Annotated in this window: 14 protein-coding genes and 1 pseudogene; 9 read left to right on the top strand and 6 right to left on the bottom strand. The window is 74.4% G+C overall.

The window, feature by feature from the left end; all coding sequences use genetic code 11:
• Positions 1 to 9: 9 nt before the first annotated feature.
• From AB0M99_RS21405 to AB0M99_RS21430, 6 genes are read left to right on the top strand one after another with little or no spacing between them, the layout of a single operon-like run.
• Complete coding sequence (locus AB0M99_RS21405; RefSeq protein ID WP_365922659.1) at positions 10 to 2757, top strand: lantibiotic dehydratase; 2748 nt, start codon at positions 10 to 12, stop codon at positions 2755 to 2757.
• Positions 2745 to 3818, top strand: coding sequence for a lantibiotic dehydratase C-terminal domain-containing protein (locus tag AB0M99_RS21410; protein WP_365922661.1), 1074 nt, complete (start codon positions 2745 to 2747; stop codon positions 3816 to 3818). Before AB0M99_RS21405 ends, AB0M99_RS21410 begins: the two co-directional genes overlap by 13 nt.
• Positions 3815 to 4921, top strand: coding sequence for a peptidase M50 (locus tag AB0M99_RS21415; RefSeq protein WP_365922663.1), 1107 nt, complete (start codon positions 3815 to 3817; stop codon positions 4919 to 4921). Before AB0M99_RS21410 ends, AB0M99_RS21415 begins: the two co-directional genes overlap by 4 nt.
• A 52-nt stretch (positions 4922 to 4973) precedes the next feature.
• Entirely contained in the window at positions 4974 to 5969 is a 996-nt protein-coding gene (locus AB0M99_RS21420) for an ABC transporter ATP-binding protein (RefSeq protein WP_365922665.1), read from the top strand.
• Positions 5966 to 6721, top strand: coding sequence for an ABC transporter permease (locus tag AB0M99_RS21425; protein ID WP_365922667.1), 756 nt, complete (start codon positions 5966 to 5968; stop codon positions 6719 to 6721). The genes AB0M99_RS21420 and AB0M99_RS21425 overlap by 4 nt, the downstream gene beginning before the upstream one ends.
• Positions 6718 to 8658 carry a TOMM precursor leader peptide-binding protein gene (locus tag AB0M99_RS21430; protein ID WP_365922669.1) on the top strand — a complete coding sequence of 647 codons (1941 nt, stop codon included), beginning with the start codon at positions 6718 to 6720 and terminating at the stop codon, positions 8656 to 8658. Before AB0M99_RS21425 ends, AB0M99_RS21430 begins: the two co-directional genes overlap by 4 nt.
• A 72-nt stretch (positions 8659 to 8730) precedes the next feature.
• On the opposite strand, the gene AB0M99_RS21435 is transcribed toward AB0M99_RS21430, so the two are convergent.
• Positions 8731 to 8904, bottom strand: coding sequence for a thiazolylpeptide-type bacteriocin (locus AB0M99_RS21435; protein WP_007268044.1), 174 nt, complete (start codon positions 8902 to 8904; stop codon positions 8731 to 8733).
• Positions 8905 to 9051: 147 nt separating this feature from the next.
• On the opposite strand from AB0M99_RS21435, the gene AB0M99_RS21440 reads away from it, so the two are divergent.
• The gene (locus AB0M99_RS21440; RefSeq protein ID WP_365922671.1) at positions 9052 to 10311 is read left to right on the top strand and encodes an amidohydrolase; all 1260 of its coding nucleotides are present in this window, start codon (positions 9052 to 9054) and stop codon (positions 10309 to 10311) included.
• Positions 10312 to 10338: 27 nt separating this feature from the next.
• Here the strand turns inward: AB0M99_RS21440 and AB0M99_RS21445 are convergent.
• The 4 genes and pseudogenes from AB0M99_RS21445 to AB0M99_RS21460 all read right to left on the bottom strand — a co-directional run.
• A pseudogene (locus AB0M99_RS21445) lies at positions 10339 to 11022 on the bottom strand (NAD(P)-binding domain-containing protein); the annotation flags it as partial.
• A gap of 154 nt (positions 11023 to 11176) precedes the next feature.
• Positions 11177 to 12538, bottom strand: a complete 1362-nt coding sequence (locus tag AB0M99_RS21450; protein ID WP_365922673.1) for an FAD-dependent oxidoreductase — start codon at positions 12536 to 12538, stop codon at positions 11177 to 11179.
• Positions 12539 to 12705: 167 nt separating this feature from the next.
• Complete coding sequence (locus AB0M99_RS21455; protein ID WP_365922675.1) at positions 12706 to 12999, bottom strand: hypothetical protein; 294 nt, start codon at positions 12997 to 12999, stop codon at positions 12706 to 12708.
• Positions 13000 to 13076: 77 nt separating this feature from the next.
• Positions 13077 to 13820, bottom strand: coding sequence for a hypothetical protein (locus tag AB0M99_RS21460; protein WP_365922677.1), 744 nt, complete (start codon positions 13818 to 13820; stop codon positions 13077 to 13079).
• A gap of 113 nt (positions 13821 to 13933) precedes the next feature.
• On the opposite strand from AB0M99_RS21460, the gene AB0M99_RS21465 reads away from it, so the two are divergent.
• The gene (locus AB0M99_RS21465; protein ID WP_365922679.1) at positions 13934 to 14449 is read left to right on the top strand and encodes an HAD domain-containing protein; all 516 of its coding nucleotides are present in this window, start codon (positions 13934 to 13936) and stop codon (positions 14447 to 14449) included.
• Positions 14450 to 14459: 10 nt separating this feature from the next.
• Positions 14460 to 14621, top strand: a complete 162-nt coding sequence (locus AB0M99_RS21470; protein ID WP_365922681.1) for a hypothetical protein — start codon at positions 14460 to 14462, stop codon at positions 14619 to 14621.
• 36 nt (positions 14622 to 14657) lie between these two features.
• Here AB0M99_RS21470 and AB0M99_RS21475 read toward each other — a convergent pair whose 3' ends face one another.
• Positions 14658 to 15284: a hypothetical protein gene (locus tag AB0M99_RS21475; RefSeq protein ID WP_365922683.1), complete on the bottom strand. Its 627-nt coding sequence runs from the start codon at positions 15282 to 15284 to the stop codon at positions 14658 to 14660.
• Positions 15285 to 15539 lie beyond the last annotated feature (255 nt).

Consider the following 15539-nt stretch of genomic DNA (forward strand, 5'->3'; position numbering starts at 1 on the left):
GCCGGATCGATGAACACCACCGAATGGCAGCTGGGCGAGCGCTTCATGCTGCGCGTGGCCGGGCTGCCGCTGTCCGCGGCCGAGGCCCTGCGCTGCGGTGACGCCGGGCGCTGGGCCGCGGACGTGCTCGCCGCCGAGGCGGCGCTGGCCGCGGAGGCCGGGCGGCTGAGCGAGCTGCTGCACGAGGCCGTCGGCGCGACCGATCCCGCGCCGGGCGGGCCGGGTGCGACGCGCCGCCGCGAACTGCTGCGCCTGCGCCGCGAGATACACAACAACAAGCTGCCGGCCGCCACGGGCGCGGCCGTCGAGGCCCTCGCCGCGGTGGGCGAGGAAGCGGGTGAGCGCCTGGCCGGGTGGCTCCACCGGCGCCGCCATCTGGAGAAGCTGCTCGCCGAGGGCGACGCTCTGCTGGCCACCGACCTGGCCCGCAGCCGGGCGGCGCTGCGCGGCCTGCTCGCGGACGACCGGCTGCGGCACGGGCTGCTGCTGGCCTCGCCCGTGCTCGAAGGCCAGCTCGACGCGTACGCGGCGGCCACCGGGGCGGGCGGGGTGCCGAGCGGCCGGGTGCGCAAGGTCGAGCGCTCGCTCCTGTCGTACCTGTACCGCACCGCCTGCAAGACCAGCCCGTTCAGCACCTTCACCGGGGTGGCGACCGGCCGCTTCGCCCCCGGGGCCGTCCCCGGGGGGATCCGGGTACCGGACGACTGGACCAGCCACGTCCGGCTCAACGTGGTGGTGCTGGCGCGGCTGGCCGAGCTGATCCTCGCCGACCCGGTACGGCGGCGCGACCTGCCGCTGCGCCCGGCCCCGGGCTGGGGCCGGGACGAGGACCGGATCCGCTACGTGCGCCGCTCGGTGACGGCCGGCGACGACGCCGCGGCCGTCACCTTCGACGCGGTCAAGGACCGGCTGTTCTTCCTGCGCCGCAGCGGCACGCTGGAGCGACTGCTGAGCCTGTTCGCCGAACGTCCCGAGCTGCGCCACCAGGAGCTGGCCGACTGGCTCGCGGCGGAGCACGGTGCGGCCCCGGCCGACTGCGAGGCGTACATCGGCGCGCTGCTCCAGCTCGGCATGGTGCGCGTCCCGTGTCTGGACACCGAGGTGCACGACGGCGACCCGCTGCGCGCCTTCCAGCGTTCCCTGGCGGCCCTGAGCAGGCCGTGGGCCGACCGGCTCTCCGCGCTGCTCGACGCTCCCGCCCGGGCCCTGGATCGGTATCCGGCGGCCGGGCACCGCGAGCGCACGGAACTGCTGCGCGCACTGCGCTCGGGCCTGCACCTGGCGCAGGAGGAACTCGGCTGCCGGGAGCCGGTGTTGCCGCAGACCCTGTTGTACGAGGAGGTGAGCGCGGGCCGCGACCTGACCTGTCCGCCGCTCGCCGAGGACGGCGGCGCGCTGCGCTCGGTGGAGCGGATCCTGCCCGCCTTCGACCTCACCCTCGCCCAACGGATCACCTTCGAGGGGTTCTTCACCGCCCGCTACGGGCAGGGCGGCCGCTGCGAGGACCTGCTGGGCCTCGTACACGACTTCCACGAGGACTTCTTCGACCAGTACCTCTCGTTCACCGCGCGCCGGACCCCCTTCGACGCGCGCGGGGAGTACGTGCCCGAGGAGAACTGGCTCGGCCTGCCCGGGATCCGGGCGCTGGACTCGGCCCGGCGCGCGTTCGTCGGCCGGATGCGGGCCGCGTGGCAGGTTCACGAGGAGAAGGGGTCGGTGCACGACGGCGAACTCCGGCTCCAGGAGGCCGACCTGGCGGCCGTGGAGGCCGAATTGCGCCCGGTCGCGGCGCGCTTCGCGCCGCGCTGCCACCACGTACAGCTCGCGGACGACCCCGCAACGGGGCAGCCGCTGACCGTGCTCAACCGCTCGTACGGCGGGCTGTCCTTCCCGTTCAGCCGTTTCACCCACCTCTACGAGGCCGCGCCCGCGCTCGCCGGCGAACTGCGCGAGAGCGCCGCCCGGGTCACGCCCGAGGGCGCGGTGTTCGCGGAGGTCACCGGCGGCCCGGTCACCACCAATCTCAATCTGCACGGGCGGCTGACCGAGTACGAGATCGTCTGCCCCGGCGAGAGCGGCACCCTCCCGGAGGACCGCAGGCTCCCGCTGGAGGACCTGTACGCCGAACACGTCCCCGGCAACGGGCGGGTGGTGCTTCGCTCGCACCGGCTCGGCCTGGAGGTGATCCCGGTCTACCTCGGCTACCTGGTGCCGCTCGCCCTGCCCGCGATCCCCCGCACCCTGCTGCTGCTGTCCCCCTCCTCGATGTCGCCGCTGGACGTCTGGGCGGGGGTCCCCGAAGGCGCCCCGCGGGCCGGGGTGCACGCGCGGCCCCGCGTGGTGCACGGGAACCTGGTGCTCAGCAGGCGCAGTTGGAGCACGACGGCCGGCGCCCTGCCGGTCCGCGGCGCCCCCGACCCGCAGAGCGCCGGGCAGTTCCTGGAGTGGCAGCGCTGGCGCGGTACGCACGGGCTGCCCGAGCAGGTGTTCGCGACCGTCTCCGCCGGGCCGTCGGCGCTCGGCGCGAAACCGCAGTACGTCGACTTCGCGAGCCCCCTGTCGCTGTCCGCCTTCGCGTCGCTGCTGCGCGACCCCGGCCACCGGGTGGTCTTCCGCGAGGCGCTCCCCGGCCCGGACGGCCCGCACCCGAGGTCGGCGCGCGGCGGACACGTGACGGAATTCGCCGTCGAGACCTTCACCACCACTCGAACGACCACCACCCCGAGCCCGGAAGGCGGCGACCGATGTCGGATCTGACCGAGACGCGAGGCGAAGAGCGGCGTGGCGCCTGGCAGGCCGTGCACGTCTTCTACGCCGCCAACCCGCAGCCCCTGCTGGTGAACTGCATGCGCCCGCTGATCGCCTCGCTGCGCCGGGACGGTCTGCTCGCCGGGCACTTCTTCATCAACTACTGGCTGGAGGGGCCGCACGTACGCCTGCGGCTCCGGCCCGCGAGCCCGGCAGCGGGGCCCGAGGTCCGGCGCCGGACCGAGGAGGCCCTCTCGGCCTTCCTGCGGGCCCGGCCCGCGCTCTACGAGGTCGACTCCGGATTCCTCAACGAGTTCTACAACACTCTCTTCGACATCGAGTTCCCGGAAGGCGACCGCGCCGCCTTCATGGGGCCGGACGGCCGGATGAACCTGCGGCCCAACAACTCCTTCGCGTACGAGCCTTATGAGCCGGAGTACGGAAAGTACGGCGGCCCGGCGGGAATCGAACTCGCCGAATGGCACTTCTCGCATTCCAGCGATCTCGTCATGGACGCCCTGGGCCGGATGAACCTCCATCTGAGGACCGTCCTGCTCGGCACCTCGGCGCAGCTGATGATGGTGATGGCGGGCGTGTTCCTGCCCGACCGGGAGGAACTCGGCGGATATCTCGACCGCTACTACGAGTTCTGGCACACCGCTTTCCCGGGCACCGGATTCATCGGCTCGACCGAGTACGACCGTACGTACGCCCAGACCGCGCCCGGGCTCACGCGCAGGTTCGCCGCCCTGCGCGAGGCGCTCGGCTCCGGCGAGACGGGCCGGCTGCCCGCCTTCCTCGCCGGCTGGGCCGAGCACTGCCGGGAGCTGCGGGAGCGTGCCGAGGCCCTGGCGCTCTCCGGGGAGCTGGTCTTCCGCTCCTGGGACGGCACCCGGGACGAGCGGATCACCGATCCGGCGGTCGCGCTGCCGCTGCTGCTCTCTCCGTACATGCACATGACCAACAACCGGCTGCACGTGACGATCCGCGACGAGGCCTACCTGGCGCACCTGCTGGGCCGGGTGCTGCGCGAGGGCGCCGGGGCGGGCGCCGGGGCGGTCCGGCCGTGACCGCACCCGGCGGACTGCTGGAGCACCGGCCCGCGCTGCGCCCGGACGTCCTGCTGTCGCCGCCGCTGCTGGACGGGCCGGCCGTCGTGCACCTGGTCAAGGACCCGGTCTCCGGGGCCTCCTTCGAGATCGGTCCGAAGGAGTACTTCCTCGTGTCCCGGCTGGACGGGGCCAGCACCCTCGCGGAGATCGGCCTCGCGTACGGGCAGGCCTTCGGGCGCCGGCTGGGCGAGGGCAACTGGCAGCAGCTGCTCGCCCTGCTCGGCAGCCGCCGCCTCCTCGCCGGCGGGCCGCCACCGGCCCCGCCCGAGCCCCGCGGCGGCCCCCGCACGGGCACGCTGCTGCGCGGCACGCTCCGCCTGGTGGCCGACGCGGACGCCACCACCGCCCGCCTGCACCGCTTCCTGAGGCCCGCGCTGCACCCGGTGGTGCTGGGCGGGCTGCTCCTGGTCTGCCTGGTGATGGAGGGACTGCTCGCGGCCTCGTTCCGCGAACTCGCCGCGGACCTGCGGTGGCTGGCGGCGCGCCCGGTGCCACTGCTGGCCGTCGCCACCCTGCTGTGGCTCAGTACGGCCCTGCACGAGTTCGCGCACGGCATCGCGGCCCGCCACGTCGGGGGCACCGTCGGGGAGATCGGGCTGCGCTGGCGGCTGCCGGTGGCGATCATGTACTGCACGGTCGACAACTACCGCTACCTGCCCCGCCGACGGCAGCAGGTGGCCGTCGCCGGAGCGGGCGCCTTCGCCAACCTCCTCTTCCTGCTCCCCTTCGCCGGCTGGTGGGCCGCCCTGCCGCAGGGCGATCCGACCGGCCGGGTGCTGGGCGCGCTGCTGCTGCTCGGCAGTGCGCAGGCGCTGGTCAACCTGGTGCCGCTGCCGCCGCTCGACGGCTACACGATGCTCGGCCACGTGCTGCGCGTGACCCGGCTGGCGCCCGCCGGCTCGGCGTACCTGCGGCTGCGGATGCGCGACCGGGAGGCGGCCGGGGCGTACCCGCCGCGGGCGCGCCGGCTCTACCTCGCCTACGGCATCGGCTCCGCCGTGCTCGTGCTGCTCCTCGCCGGGGCCCTCGTGGCCGGCGCCCTGTACGCCTTCGCCCCCTGAGACCGACCTCCCGCTCCCCCACCTCCCACCCAACCGAGGGAAAGCACCACCCATGACAACTGACAGCGCCCAGCCGCCCTTCGGGGCATCCGACGGACCCGACGGGCCCGAGGCGCCCGCCATCGCCGCCCTGGACGTCCACAAGCGCTACGGCGACCGGCAGGCCGTGGCAGGGGTCTCCCTCGATGTTCGCCGCGGCGAGTTCTTCGGCCTGCTCGGCCCCAACGGAGCCGGCAAGACCACCCTCATCGAGATCATGGAGGGACTGCGGCAGGCCGATTCCGGGACGGTCCGGGTATTCGGCCACAGCCCCTGGCCGCGCAACACGGCGCTGCTGCCGAGGATGGGCGTACAGACGCAGGCCTCGGCGTTCTTCGTCCGGCAGACCGCGCACGAGCACCTGGCCACCGTCGCCGGGCTCTACCGCGCCGACCGGGCCGCCGCGGAGCGCACGCTGGCGACCGTGGGACTCACCGAACAGCGCGACGTGCTGGTCGAGAACCTCTCCGGCGGTCAGCGCCAGCGCCTGGCCATCGCCTCGGCCCTCGTGCACGGCCCCGAGCTGATCTTCCTGGACGAGCCCACCGCGGCACTGGACCCGCAGGCCCGCCGCGACCTGTGGGAGGTGTTGCGCACCCTCAAGAGCGAGGGCCGCACCATCGTCTACACCACCCACCACCTCGACGAGGCCGAGGCGTTGTGCGACCGGGTCGCCATCCTCGTGGCCGGCCGGATCGCCGCCCTGGACTCCCCGCACCGGCTCGTCACCGCGGCCGGGGCACCGGCCCGGCTGCTGCTGCCGGTCGGACGGATCGAGCCGGCCCGGGCGGCGGCGCTGCCGGGGGTGGACCGGGCCGTGCTCCAGGGCGGGTCGCTGGTGCTGGAGACCGCCTCGCCCGGCAAGGTGCTCCAGGCCCTCGACGCACTCACCGGGCTCGACGGGGTGATGACCCGTACGGCGACGCTGGAGGACGTCTACCTGGAGCTGACCGGCCACGCCACCGGCCACGCCACCGCCCACGCACACACCACGGAGTCCCAGGCATGAGCGCGTACACGGCCCTGACCGCCGCCGGCTACCGGGCGCAGGTCCGGGACAAGGCCACCCTCTTCTTCACCTTCGCCTTCCCCCTCATCTTCCTCGTCGTCTTCGGGCTGATCTTCAGCGGGCAGGACGTGGAGGAGAGCGGCCGCCCGTACATCTCGTACATCGCGCCCGGCGTGATGTCGTGGGGTGTCGCCAACGCGGCCGTGTTCGGCATCGCGTTCACGCTGATGCAGTGGCGGCGCGACGATCTGCTGCGGCTGATCCGGCTGACGCCGACCCCGCTGACCACGGTGCTGGCCTCGCGGTACGTGCTGGGCCTGGTGATCGGCATCGTCCAGGCGTCCGTGTTCGTGGCGGTCGCGATGCTCCCCGGCTTCGGGCTGGAGCTGGACGGGCGCTGGCCTCTGGTGCTGCCGGCGCTGGTGCTGGGGACCACCGCGTTCATGGCGATCGGCGTGATCGTCGGGACGTACGCGAACACTCCCGAGGCGGTCGCCGCCATCGCCAACTGCTTGATGGTGCCGATGGCGTTCCTGTCGGGGTCCTTCCTGCCGATGGACATGATGCCGTCCTGGCTCCAGCAGGTCTCCCGCGTCCTGCCGCTGCGCTACCTCAACGACGCCGCGACCGGTGCGCTCACCGGGTCCGGCCCGATCGCGGACATCGGCATCGGCTGCGCCGTCCTGCTCGGCTTCGCCCTGCTGTTCGGCGCGATCGGGCTCAAGACCTTCCGCTGGAGCAACCGGACATGACATCGACCTCCGTGGCTCCGGGGCCGGTCCAGGCCCCGGACGGCAGCCCGCTGGAGGCGGCCCGGCGCGAGCTCGCCCGCGCCCTGGCCGGCCTCGGTACGCAGGTGGTCAGCCTGGGCGTGCACGACGCGCTCGGGCCGCGCTCCGCCGACCCCTTCGCGGGGGTGCGGGCGGCCGCGACCGTCCACCTCACCGCCCGGGCCGTTCTGATCGGCCCCTGGGGCGGGGACGGCACCGCGCCCGCCTGCGGCCGGTGCCTGGCGATGCGCTGGCAGCGGCTGCGCAGCCGGAGCGAGCGTGACGCGCTGGAGACCGGCAGCGGTCCGGTCACGGCGGTGGCCCCGGCCCCGCCGGGCCTGACGGCGTACGCGCGCGACGCGGCGTACGCGCTCCACGAAGCGGCCTTCGGGGGTCTGGCCGGCGGGAGCACCGGGCAGACGGCCGCCGACCGGGCCCTGCCCCAGGTCACCCGGCTGGACCTGGAGACCCTCCGGGTGCGGACGTACCCCCTGGCGGCCGATCCGCTCTGCCCGGACTGCGGGCCGCGCCGCGCGGACGCCCCGGCGCCCTTCGCCCCCGCCTCCCGGCCCAAGCCGGAGCCGCACGCCCAGCGGCTGCGCGCGGCCTCCTCGTATCCGATGCCGCGGGCGGCGCTGGCCAACCCGGTGACCGGGGTGCTCGGCGCCGGTACCTGGATCAACGTCACCTCGCCCACCACGGCGCCCGTGGCGGGCAGTGTCTTCATGCGCGGCTACGCGGGTCTGACGGACGTCACCTGGAGCGGGCAGGCCAACAGCTTCACGGCCAGCCGCGACCTGGCCTTCCTGGAGGGCCTGGAGCGGTACGCGGGGACGCACCGCCGCACCGGCACCTCGCCGCTCACCGCCTCGTACGCCGAACTGGGCGACCGGGCGCTGGACCCGGCCGAGTGCGGGTCCTACCCGCCGCGGACCTACCGGGACGATCCCCTGGTGTCGCCCTTCGACCCGGAGCGGCCGATCCCGTGGGTGTACGGGCATTCGCTGCGCGACGAACGGCCGGTGCTGGTGCCGGCGCGGCTGGTGCATTACAGCGCGGGACTTGCGGCGGACAACTTCGTCTTCGAGTGCTCCAATGGCTGTGCGATCGGCAGTTGCGCGGAGGAGGCCCTGCTGGGCGCGCTGCTGGAGCTGATCGAGCGGGACGCCTTCCTGCTGGCCTGGTACGGCGGGCTGCGGCTGCCCGAGATCGACCTGGCCTCGGTGCCGGGCCGGGCGGTCAGGGCGATGGCCGACCGGGCGGCGCTCCAGGGGTACGACGTGCACGCCTTCGACAACCGGATCGACCTGGCGGTGCCGGTGGTGACCGCCCTCGCGGTCCGCCGCGACGGCGGGCAGGGGCTGTACTCCTTCGGCGCGGGCGCGGCCCTCGATCCGGCGGACGCGGTGGAGGCGGCGCTGTCGGAGGTCCTCACCTACATTCCGCACCTGCCGCGGCAGGTGGCCGAGCGCAGGGGCGAACTGGAGGCCATGGCCCGGGACTTCGGCCGGGTCAGGCACCTCAAGGACCACGCCCAGCTGTACGGGCTGCCCGCGATGGCCCCGTACGTCCGCCCGTACCGGGAGCCGCGCGCCGTCCTGCCGCTGGACGAGGCGTACCGGTCCTGGAGCCGTCCGCCGACCGGGGACCTGCGCGACGACCTCCTGGCCTGCGTGGCGGAGCTGACCTCGGCGGGGCACGACGTGATCGCCGTCGACCAGACCACCCCGGAACAGCGGCGGATGGGGCTGAGCACGGTCTGCGCGGTGGTGCCGGGCCTGCTGCCGATCGATTTCGGCTGGTCCCGGCAGCGGGCCCCGTACATGCCGCGGCTGCGCAGCGCCCCGCGGCGGGCGGGGCTGCGGGAGACGGACCTGGCGGAGTCGGAGATCCGGATGGTGCCGCACCCGTTCCCCTGACCGGCCGTCTTCCTGACACGCACACAGATGCCCCGGCTCCCGCTCGTGCGAGGGCCGGGGCATCCGTGTGTGTCAGGCGCTGCAGGAAGTCGTGCTGGTCGTGGAGGAACAGGTCGACGTGGAGCTGCAGCTCGTGGAACCGGCGAGCACGACCTCGCTGGCGTCCGAGTAGTCGGAGATCTCGAAGGTCTCGGACTCCAGCTCCAGGATCTCGTCGGCGAGCGAGGCGAGGGGGGACTTCTCCATGGTGACTCCTTCGGTGGTTGCGGGCACTTGGCCCCATCACACCCGGTGCCGCCGTCACCGCACCCCCCGTACCGCTGTCATCCCGCTGACGGAAAGTGTCAGCGCCCTGGCGCGTCCGGCCGGGCCGGGCGTCCGATCATGGGTCCCATGGATGCGTCCCGTGCCCTCGCCGATCTCATACGCCCCCTGACGACCCTGTACCTGGACCTGCACCGGCATCCGGAGCTCTCGGGCGAGGAGGCCCGTACGGCCGGGCTGTTCGCCGACCGGCTGGAGGCCTCGGGGTTCGCGACCGCGCGCGGCATCGGCGGGCACGGCGTGGCCGGGGTGCTGCGCTCCGGCGAAGGGCCCACGGTGCTGCTGCGCGCCGAACTGGACGCCCTGCCCGTACGGGAGACCACGGGCCTGCCGTACGCGAGCGAGAACGGGGCCGCGCACGCCTGCGGGCACGACCTTCACCTGGCGGCCGCCGCCGGGTCCGCCGCGCTGCTGGCCCGCTCGCCGGACACCTGGCGGGGCACGCTCGTCGTCGTGGGCCAGCCGGCGGAGGAGACGCTCCGGGGCGCGCGGGCGATGCTGTCCGACGGACTGTACGAGCGCGTCGGCCGGCCGGACGCGGTGCTGGCCCAGCACGCGGCCCCGCTGCCGGCGGGCATGGTGGCGCACGGCTACGGGCCGATGACCGCCGGCAGCGTGACCTTCCGGGTCGTCGTGCACGGCCGGGGCGGCCATGCGGGCGCCCCGCAGCTCACCGTTGACCCGGTGGTGACGGCCGCGCATGTCGTGACCCGGCTCCAGACGGTGGTGGCCCGGGAGGCGGCGCCCTCGGAGCAGGTCGCCGTCACCGTCGGCGCGTTCCACGCGGGGGACCGGGCGAACGTCGTGCCGGAGCGGGCCGAGCTGGACATCACCGTACGGGCGGCGGGCGACGCGGCGCTCGCCCGTGCGGCCCGCGCCGTGGAGCGGATCGTGCGCGCGGAGTGCGCCGCCTCGGACTGCCCGCGGGAGCCGGAGATCGTCCGGGTCTGCGAGTCCCCCGTGACCCATCCCGACCCGGGGACCACCGGGGCCGTACGGGAGGCGCACGTACGGGAGTTCGGCGCGGAGCGGGTGGCGATGTGGCCGCCGTCCCTCGCGACGGAGGACTTCGCGCTGTTCGGTGACGCGGGCCGGACCCTGCACGGGGCGGACGGGGTCCGGCTCGCCTACTGGATGCTCGGCGTGATCGGCCCCGGCGCCTGGGCGGCCGCTCCGGGCGGGACGGCGGCGGGCAAGCTCGCCGCCCTGCCCGCCAACCACGCCCCGGACTTCGCCCCGGACGTGCGCACGGCGCTCCCGGCGGGGGTGCGGGCGCTGACGGCTGCGGCCCTCACATGCCTGGGGCGGCCGGGCCCGGCGGCTCCGTAGCGGCTGCCGCCCGATCGGCGCTGCCGGTCAGCCGCGGAAGTCCGCGGGACGTTCCGGGGAGGCCCCGGCCAGCGCCTCGGTGACGGCGTCCGTACCCGCCTGGAGGCCGTAGACGGGGGTGCCGGGCTGCTGGCGCCAGGAGTCGTCGATGCCTCCGGAGTCCACGGTGTCGAAGCCGAGTTCCTCGATGAGGGCCCGTACGGCCTTCTTCGCCGCCTCGTCGTCGCCGGCGACCGGGAGCGCCAACCGGTCCGGGGCTCCCGCCTCGCGGGGGCGGTCGAGGATGTCCTGGGCGTAGGTGCCGTTGAAGGCCTTGACGACCGGGTGGCCGAGGTTCCGCTCGGTCCAGCGGCTCTCGGTGAGGCCCTCGTCCTCGATGCCGGTGATGCGGCCGTCGCGCTGGCGCGGGTAGTAGTTCCCGGTGTCGATGACGGCGAAGCCGGGCGCCGCCTCCGCGAAGAGGCCGGCGGGCAGGGCCGGTACGTTCTTCAGGGGGATGGTGACGACGACGATCTCCGCGCCGCGGGCCGCCTCGGCGACGGTGACCGCGGTGGCTCCGGTCTCCGCGGCGAGGGCGGTCAGGGTCTCGGGGCCGCGCGAGTTCGCCACGGACACGTCGTGTCCGAGCACGGTGAGGCGACGGGTGAGATTGCCGCCGATGTTGCCTGCTCCGATGATGCCGATCTTCATGAGCTCTCCCCGGGTGCCTGCAGGGTGGTCAGGGTCTGCCCCTACCCGAACCTCCGCCGGCCGCCGGGCATTCCGCCCCGGCCGCCCGGATCTCCCCGTACCGTCCCCACGGGGACCCTGGCGAACCGCCGTGCCCCGGGAACCCGCGCGCGGCGGGCCCCCGGGGTACGCGGGACTACGCCCCGCTGGCCTTGAGCATGTCCTCGCGCTCGACGAGCTTGACGCGCTCGCGGCCCTGGGGCTCGCCGAGGGCCTTCTCGGCCGCGTCGAGCCGGTACCAGCCCTCCCAGGTGGTGTAGCGGACGCTGCGCTCGGCGAGGAAGGCCTCGACGGCCTCCGGCGCGGGCTCGGCGGGGGTCAGCAGGCGGCCGGCCGCGTGGTCGTCCAGGAGGTTCGCGACGGTCTCGTTGGCGTCACCCTTGGTGTGTCCGATCAGACCGATGGGCCCGCGGCGGATCCAGCCGGTGACGTACGTCGACTGGAGGTGCGCGCCGGCTTCGATCACGCGGCCGCCCTCGTCGGGGACCGTGCCGGACTCGACGTCCCAGGGCAGCTTGGGCAGTTCGTCCGAGAGGTAGCCCACGGCCCGGTAGACGGACTGGACGTCCCAGTCGGTGAACCGGCCGGTGCCCTTGACGTTGCCGGTGCCGTCGAGCTCGGTGCGCTCGGTGCGCAGGCCGACGACCTTTCCGTCCTCGCCGAGCACCTCGGTGGGCGACTCGAAGAAGTGCAGGAAGAGCTTGTGCGGCCGGTCGCCGATGTCGCGGATCGCCCAGTTCTCCAGGGTCTTGGCGACCATGTCGGCCTGCTTGTTGGAGCGGCGGGTGGCGATGGAGCCGTCGTCGTAGTCGATGTCCTCGGGGTTGACGATGACCTCGATGTTCGGCGAGTGGTCGAGCTCGCGCAGCTCCATCGGGCTGAACTTGGCCTGCGCGGGGCCGCGGCGACCGAAGACGTGCACCTCGAGCGCCTTGTTGGCCCGGAGGCCTTCGTAGACGTTCGGCGGGATCTCGGTGGGCAGCAGTTCGTCGGCCGTCTTCGCGAGGATGCGGGCGACGTCGAGGGCGACGTTGCCGACGCCGAGGACGGCGACCTTCTCGGCCTCCAGCGGCCAGGTGCGCGGGACGTCGGGGTGGCCGTCGTACCAGGAGACGAAGTCGGCGGCGCCGTGGGAGCCGTCGAGGTCGACACCGGGGATGGTGAGATCGCGGTCGGCGGTCGCGCCGGTGGAGAAGATCACGGCGTCGTAGAACGAGTGCAGCTCGTCGAGGCTGATGTCGTTCGGGTAGTCGACGTTGCCGAAGAGGCGGACCTGCGGCTTGTCGAGCACCTGGTGGAGGGCGGTGATGATGCCCTTGATCCGCGGGTGGTCGGGGGCGACGCCGTAGCGGATCAGGCCGAAGGGCGCGGGCATCCGCTCGAACAGGTCGATGGACACACCCGGGTCGGTGGCCGCCTCGGACTTCAGCAGGGCGTCGGCTGCGTAGATGCCGGCGGGGCCGGCACCGACGATTGCTACCCGCAGGGGGCGAGGCATGGCTGGGTTCCCTTCGAACGACGAAAGACTCGATCAAGGGAACCCTAAACTAAGGCTAGCCTAACCCGGCACCCGGCCCCTGGTTATGACCCTATAACCCGAGCTTATGACTATCCAAAGCAGGCCTTGGGGGTGCCGGTGAGTGGCACGCGGGGGGGGGTGCCTCCTCAGGGACGGTGGTTGCGGCGGGCGGCCAGCTGGCCCTGCACGTAGGCGTCGGCGTCCGGCGAGTACGGCCCGCCATGGTCGAACAGCAGGTCCGCTATCCGCTGCCATTCCACCACCGCGGCCACGGTACGGTCATCGGCCCGGTCGAGATCACCGGCGGCCGCCTCGGCAGCTTCGAGCGCGGCTTCCACCTCGTGGTGGCTCAGGCCGGTGGCCTGCTCCCGCACCCGGTCACGGGCCGCGCGCTCATCGGCGGAGGGCACGTGCGGCTCGGTCTCGGTGTCGTGGGTCATGGATTGCCTGCCTCTTCCTGTCGTCCTGTCCCTACTCTGCCCAGCCGGGGCGGCGGCACGGCCGCCGCCCCGGGCCCTCACCAAGACTCGGTCAGGGCCACGGAGTACGTCTCGAACCCGGGGCGGAAAACGCTGACGGTGAGGGTGCCCTTGTCGCCGTAGACCTCGTGCCGCCACGCGGCGAAGACCGCCGCCACCCGCCGGACGTTCTCGGCCTCGCCCTTCCCGACCGCGCGCGTGTGGAAGTAGACGGCCGCCTCGCCCGCCCCGTTCACCTTGCGGACCCGGGCCTGCCGGACGGCGTTCTGCGGCATGAAGGCGTCCTCTTGCGTGCGGTGCTTCGCGAAGTAGGCGTTGAAGTCCCGGGTCATGTCGAACCAGCCCCGCGCACCGCAGGGACCGGCGCCGTTGGTGATGTCCCCGTCGGTGGGCGGGTCCGGGATGCCGTCCTCCTCGTCGGTGGGCGGGTCCGGAATCCCGGTGTCCTGGTCGGTGGGCGGGCCGGGGGTCCCGGTGTCCTCGTCCGTGGGCGGGCCCGTGTAGGGGCCCGTCTCCTGGTCGGTCGGAGGTCCGGCGTATCCGCCCGTCTCCTGGTCGGTCGGCGGGCCGGCGTATCCGCCCGTCTGCTCCTCGGTCGGCACGTCCGGCGACGCGCTCGCGCCCGCGCCCGCGCCGAGCCCGCACGTCTCCTTCGCCGGGCCCGGTACGGGGGCAGGGCCCGCCGCCTGCCCCGCCTGCGTGGTCCCGCAAGCCGCGAGCGCGGCGCACAGGAGCCCCGCGAGTACCGTTCGCCCGGCCAGCGAAACAGCGGTGGTGGTCATGGTCGTCCCCCTAGTCCATCTCCCCCATGGAGAGGTGTTCGACGCGCTCCCGGTTCCCTTCGGGGCGGACCGGGCCGGGCGGACCGGGCCGGGCGGACCGGTAGCGTGCCGCGGTGAACCGTTCCGTGCAGCCACCCCCGCTCCCGCTCCCGCTCCCCCTCCTGTTCCTTGATGTCGACGGCCCGCTGATCCCCTTCGGGGGGCAGGGGTACCCGACGTACGGGCCCCCGGACGCCGATGCCCATCCGCTGCTCGCCCGGGTGGATCCCGCGCTCGGGCCCCGGCTGGCGGCGCTGCCGTGCGAGCTGGTGTGGGCCACGACGTGGATGGAGGACGCGAACGAGGTCCTCGGCCCCCGGCTCGGACTCCCCCGGCTGCCGGTGGTGGACTGGCCGGAGCCCTCCGCCGAGGACGGGCGGGGCGGCAGGCACTGGAAGACCCGTACCCTCGTCGCCCGTGCGGCCGGCCGTGCCTTCGTCTGGGTCGACGACGAGATCACCGCCGCGGACCGCGCCTGGGTGGCCGCCCACCACCCGGGCCGCGCCCTGCTCCACCGCGTCGACCCCCGACTGGGCCTCGGGGAAGCGGACTTCGCCGCTCTCGATGGCTGGCTGCGAACGGGCCGGTAGCGTCCGGCCGGTGGACGACCGCCCATGGGGCGCCTACAACCGGGCCCCGCTGCGTGCCGGTTTCGCCCACCCCGTGAGCCGGACCGCGGTCGAGGACGAGCTGCGGTCCGCCGGCTGCGCGTGGACGCCGTTCCCTCGGGCGAACGGGCCCTCGTACGGCGACTGTTGCTGAAGGATGTTCTGCGGCAGGCCTGCCAGTGGCTGACGCTCAGCGCCCACCACCCCGACTCGGGCTGGGCGGCCACCAGCCGCAACTGGCGTGCCTGCGCGCCGCCTCGGCGGCGAGCGCGGTGGCCAGTTCCGCCGCCGTGGCGAACCCGGCCCGGCGCAGCGGGGCGTGGTCGAAGCCCTCGGCCACCGCGCGGCGGCCACCCGCGACCCCGGTCTCCAAGAGCCGGCGGACCCGCCACAGGGGGGAGTCCGCGAGCGGATCCGGCCCGGTCGCCCCGAGGGTGTCGGGCGCGGGGCGCGGCGGTGGGAAGTGGCTGCCCTGGAGCCGGTCGTAGCCGAGGTCGGCGCGGCCGAGCCATTCCTCGGGGAGTCGCAGCGAGTACTCCGCCCCCGGTACGGGGCCGACCGCGAGCGGGCGCAGGGCGGCGGCCTCGGCCCGCGGCAGCCCTGCGAGGCGCGCGGTGTGTGCGGCGCGCAGCAACTCGGCCTGTACGACGGCCCCCGCGGCCGTCACCCCCGCCGCGAGCGCCTCCGCGGCGGCCTCCCACAGGGCCCCCGCGGCCGCAGCCCGCGCAGCACCCTCAACTCCTCCACCCGCCCGAACGCCCGCACCCTGCCCCTGCACGGGCCCCAGCCCCGGCACCAAGCCCGATCCCTGAGCCACAGCCGGTCCTTGCACCACACCCGAAGCCGGGACCGAGGCCGCGCCCCGACCCGAATCCGGCGCCCAGACCGAGGCCGGGACCGAAGCCGGACCCTGAACCGCAGTCGGCCCTTCAACCGAACCCGGTGCCGAACCAGGACCCGAAGCCGAGCCGTGGGCCGAAGCCGGGCCCTGGGCCGGAGCCGGGCCCTGGGCCGGAGCCGGGCCCTGGGCCGGAGCCGGGCCCTGGGCCGGAGCCGGGCCCTGGGCCGGAGC

Source organism: Streptomyces sp. NPDC051183 (genome assembly GCF_040682455.1).
GTDB lineage: Bacteria > Actinomycetota > Actinomycetes > Streptomycetales > Streptomycetaceae > Streptomyces.